Annotated in this window: 4 protein-coding genes and 1 pseudogene; all 5 read right to left on the bottom strand. The window is 37.1% G+C overall.

All coding sequences use genetic code 11. The features are described 5' to 3' along the window. Positions 1 to 339 precede the first annotated feature (339 nt). Positions 340 to 609 (bottom strand): annotated as a pseudogene (locus tag JST56_02080) (IS1595 family transposase). Positions 610 to 626: 17 nt separating this feature from the next. Further along, on the bottom strand, positions 627 to 1,250 hold the full coding sequence (locus tag JST56_02075) for a CPBP family intramembrane metalloprotease (protein MBS1987757.1): 624 nt from the start codon (positions 1,248 to 1,250) through the stop codon (positions 627 to 629). Positions 1,251 to 1,588: 338 nt separating this feature from the next. Further along, the gene (locus tag JST56_02070) at positions 1,589 to 2,443 is read right to left on the bottom strand and encodes a hypothetical protein (GenBank protein MBS1987756.1); all 855 of its coding nucleotides are present in this window, start codon (positions 2,441 to 2,443) and stop codon (positions 1,589 to 1,591) included. Further along, positions 2,440 to 3,294, bottom strand: a complete 855-nt coding sequence (locus JST56_02065) for a DUF2608 domain-containing protein (GenBank protein MBS1987755.1) — start codon at positions 3,292 to 3,294, stop codon at positions 2,440 to 2,442. Before JST56_02065 ends, JST56_02070 begins: the two co-directional genes overlap by 4 nt. A 171-nt stretch (positions 3,295 to 3,465) precedes the next feature. Then, positions 3,466 to 4,503, bottom strand: a 1,038-nt coding sequence (locus tag JST56_02060; protein ID MBS1987754.1) for a DUF1016 family protein, incomplete at its 5' end; no start/stop codon positions are given.

Below are 4,503 nucleotides of genomic sequence, written 5' to 3'. Positions count from 1 at the left end.
TGCATAATCTGTAGCGCTCCTGATCTTTTTCTTTTTTGTGTTCATTTTATAATCTTTCAAATGTAGTCTGTTTGCTTTTCATAGCAGTAATCATATATGACCATATTGAAAGATTAAATGGTTTCCAAGAAAAAAGCCCGCATTACTGCGAGCTCTGTTTTTGCTGAAATTAAATGGCTCACCCTCATAAACACATTCAGGAACCATGAAGCAGAGTTTACTGTTAATTTATCAAGCATACAAGTGCTGTATGAAGAGGCTAAAATAAGCATTCTCTCCGCGAACTCTTTTCGATTTTAACTTAGTCTTGTAAAAACATGGCTCTTGACTAGCAAGACCTTAAAATTTACGAATAACTTCTAACATTTTATCATACAAATTATCGTGACGATAATTAAAACGAAATTCACACTCCTTCAAATGTAAATTGAACTTATGAGACGCAACTCCATTAAATTTAGCAAGCCTACGTTTAGCAAAGCTCCAGAACGATTCGATACCGTTGACATGGTTCTTACCTCGTGCAAATTCATTGTGAGAATGGTGTACGCGATGATGTGTATATCCATTAAGAATCAATCCATCATAGGCCTTCCAGCCATCTGTATGATTCTAGTACATGCCCTTTAATTAATGACGGTACACATAAAATTATTGATCGAATGAACAATCAAACAAGGCCATAAAGAATTTGATTTTTTGAATAGATAACCTAGCAGGAGTCCCATCATCATCATAGACCTGAATTCATTGAGCAGCTCGAAAGCACCCACGTGTCTTACGATGAAAAAGACTGGTAAGTGCATGATAAAAAAAAGAAAAGCGCTTATCAGATTAGCGGTCCAAAAAGTAGAAATCGATTCAATCTTTTGCAGCAAATAACCCCTAAACACAACTTCCTCACTTAATCCAACAAAAAGTATCACGTTCAGCCAAGTTCCCACTGGAATGCTAAGATTCATCTTGATAGAACCATGCATAAAATAAATAATCAGGCTACGTAGAGCAAACAGCACCAACCCAGCAATCAGGCCAATCATGACACCTCTTACAATATTTTTGTCGAGCTTCAAATAACGTAAGGAATTTTGTTTGAGTGTTAATAAAACAACAGGCAAAGTCCATATCAACAACCTCACCAATAACCCTAGGACGTAATAATCGCGCAACGCTGTGTATTCTTTGATATAAACTTCGCACGTATGTGCGATCATGAAGAGTATAAAAAATAGCACAACCTCTATAATCACAGATCTCCTTTGCGCAAACATTTCCAAAACCTTTCGCATAACAAATCTCAAAAAATAAAATCTACAGTGTAGTGAATGGCAACAAGTGAGGTTATTAAGACAATACTTCTTAGGTTCATTTTTTCATCTTTTTTTTAACGAAGTACATAAAAAATTTTACTTGATGGATCCTCATTTGACAAGAAAATTTGTAATTTGCCTGGTGCTTTGTAGCGAGGAGAAATGTAGGATGGATCAAGCCTTTATAAACATCATGAAGCAGAATTTACTGTCATATACAAGTGCTGTATGAAGAGGCTAAAAAAGCATGCTCTCCGCGAACTCTTTTCGATTTTAACTTAGTCTTGTAAAAACATTTGTTCGAAAAATGTTACTTCAGCATCATATTGAGCTAATAGCGAGGGAACCCACAGAACTGCTACTCCTAGATGTTTTCCTTGAAGGTTTTCATGATTATCGTCAATTATTGCAACAATATCATAAGTATCTGCAAGCTGACTGCGCAGTAATTCTTTGTACTGTCCTGTTGATCCTGTTTGGCTTTGAGCGCGAAGATGTAATTCGTCATATGCAGTATACCCAAAATCGTTCAATTGTGTGATGGTAAGACTCCGATGTTGTTCTGTATCTGGTCGGTTGGTAATAAATGCAATCTTGCATCCTCGCTCAATAAAAAATTGATACAGTTTAAGCATTGGTGTTATTGGGTCAAGATATCTAAATGATGGTGTAAGCGTTGTCATCGAATGCTCTGTTTGGGTGTTATTTTCAACGTCATTTTTGACAAGTCGAAACAGTGTTCCATATTGGGTTAATACCGTTTCATCAATATCAAAAATGGCAAGAAATGGTTTTTCTTTTTTTGGAGTCTTAGAAAATATCTGCTCTTGTATATGCGTAATAAAGGCATCAATAAGCGTGTTAAGCTCAGAATTATTGCAGCCATCAGCGTACCATGCGTGGTGTTCCGGGGTAAAACGCTTTAACAGCTCTTGTCGAGAAGGTGTTTGGCCATTTTTGATTTTGCATACATGTGGTTTTATGGCAAAAAAGGTTGTGTCATTTATGCGGGTGGTATAAATGATTGGCTTTTCGTTGGTTTGAATAGTAATTAAGCTTTGTTGCATTGCTGGGCCAGCATTGTGGTGCATAGCGATAAGGGAAGCTATTAAGATTATTTTTCTTAAGTTCAAATTTTCCCCTTTTCTGATAGGTCATAATAATTTGATGCTTCCAAAACAAACGCTTGCATAGCGGGATCTGCATTGAAGCGTTGTACTTCGAGATCAAGCTTTGAATAGCGTATTCCTGTAAATGGAATACCTAGTTCGATTGCTTTACGCTGGCCATCAATCAAATTTTTTTCTTTATCGTCAATTAAAATAATCTGAATCTTATCTGGAGCAAGCTCTTTTTCACCAACCAAAATAATCTTGCCCCTGTCAGGGATAAGCTCTGCTTGTTGTAAAAATCGCTCAAGAACAGCACCTTTATCATTGGTACCACCTGCAAAGATGATCCCATTTTTAAAACTTATTGGTTCATTAAGTCCCTCAGAACTTAGATCTTTTTTGAGTATTGGAGCAGTGGCGCAAAAATTAATACCGACAGAGTCAAGCTGTCGTAGGGTCGATTCCTCAAATTCTAAAGAGCGCGCGGTCATTGCAATAATGATAATTCCTCTGCTTTGCAACTGTTTGATAAAGTCAACCGATTTTTCATCCACAAGAGTAACCGCTGTTTTTTGCAAAGCAGCAAAATAAGCTGGTAATACTTTGTCATAGGCAGCTTCCATATCTAAACCAGATTTCATGATCTGATCTCTGCGAGCGATGACACACTCAACACGTGCCATAATCTCTTGAGGGTGAAGCAATGTATTATCGATATCAAAAATGACAATCGGACGTCCCTGCCCACTCACTACATAATTTTCAACATTACAAATATCATCTGATTCGATAATGTTCGGCACAACGTGCCCGAAAATAAAAATTGCTACGAATAGTAGTGGCGCATAAAAGATTATTTTCTTGCTCTTCATAAAAATTCACTCATTTATAATTGTAAAATATACGATGAACAGAAAAGAGTCGCAGATTTTTTCTGTTCATCTTGCAATTGACCAAAATGTGAAAAAAGAAAAACTTGCAAAGAAAAAAGGCAGTAAAACGCGTTATCCTCAAAGAGAAATAGGCTTGCCATGGCCGTAAGCCTATCGATGAACTTTTTTAGATGTACGTTGTTTTACAGCTGTTTTTTTAGGTTTTTTCTGGAGAGCAGGTGTTAATTCGGCTTCAATATCTTCAATAGTTGGCAGGCTGCTTTGCAATTTTTTAGGGAGCGATTCTACAATTTTTATCAAGTACCCCGAAACGCCTATTGGCTTATTAATATCTCGCAAAGCGTATTCAATCGTAAGTTTTCTTTCATCATTACAGAGCAGGATTCCGATGGAAGGATTATCGTCTTTGTGCTTTAAAAGATCATCGACCGCTGAGATGTAAAAGTTAAGTTTCCCTGCATATTCAGGTTTAAATTTGGTATTTTTCAGCTCTACCACGCAAAAGCAGCGCAGCTTGATGTGGTAAAATAGAAGATCAAGATAATAATCTTCTCCTTCGATTTCTAGATGGTACTGTCGGCCGATAAAAGCAAAGCCCTTACCAAGTTCTAAAAGCAATTTTTGAATATTATCGATAAGCCCTTGTTCGAGATCAAGCTCTCGATAATTAGCATCGAGTCTGAGAAAATCAAAATCATAGGGATCTTTAAGTACTTCTTGAGCAAGCCTGGATTGAGGCTCTGGTAGTTTATCCGCAAAGTTTGTAATAGCTTTGCCATGCCGTTTATATGCTTTTGATTTAATCCATGCTTCGAGCGAAGCTCTACTAAGACCATTTTCTATAACTTGCTGGGCATACCATAGGCGTTCTTGTAGATCTTTAATTTTTTCTATTAAAAGAACATTGTGCCCCCATGGGATTTTGCTGATTGGGAGCTCGTTTAAGAGTCCCACGGCTTGTGGGATTCTTGCATAGACTAGGTAAAAAGATCGCATTCTAAATATGTTTGTGCGTGAAAACCCTTGTATTCCAGGAAAAGCATTTTGCAGGTCTTTACACAATTTTTCTATTATCTGCGCTTTCCAACCTTCTTGTTCCTGCTTCTCGACAATTGATTTGCCAATATCCCAGTAAAGTTGAATTAATTCGCTATTAACAGCAAGTGATGCTTTAAGCTGAGCTTGTTG

This window comes from Candidatus Dependentiae bacterium, from assembly GCA_018266175.1.
Classification (GTDB): Bacteria; Babelota; Babeliae; order Babelales; family RVW-14; genus JAFEAY01.
The sequence above is the reverse complement of the archived record's forward strand: the minus strand, read 5'-3'. Positions and strand labels throughout refer to the sequence as shown.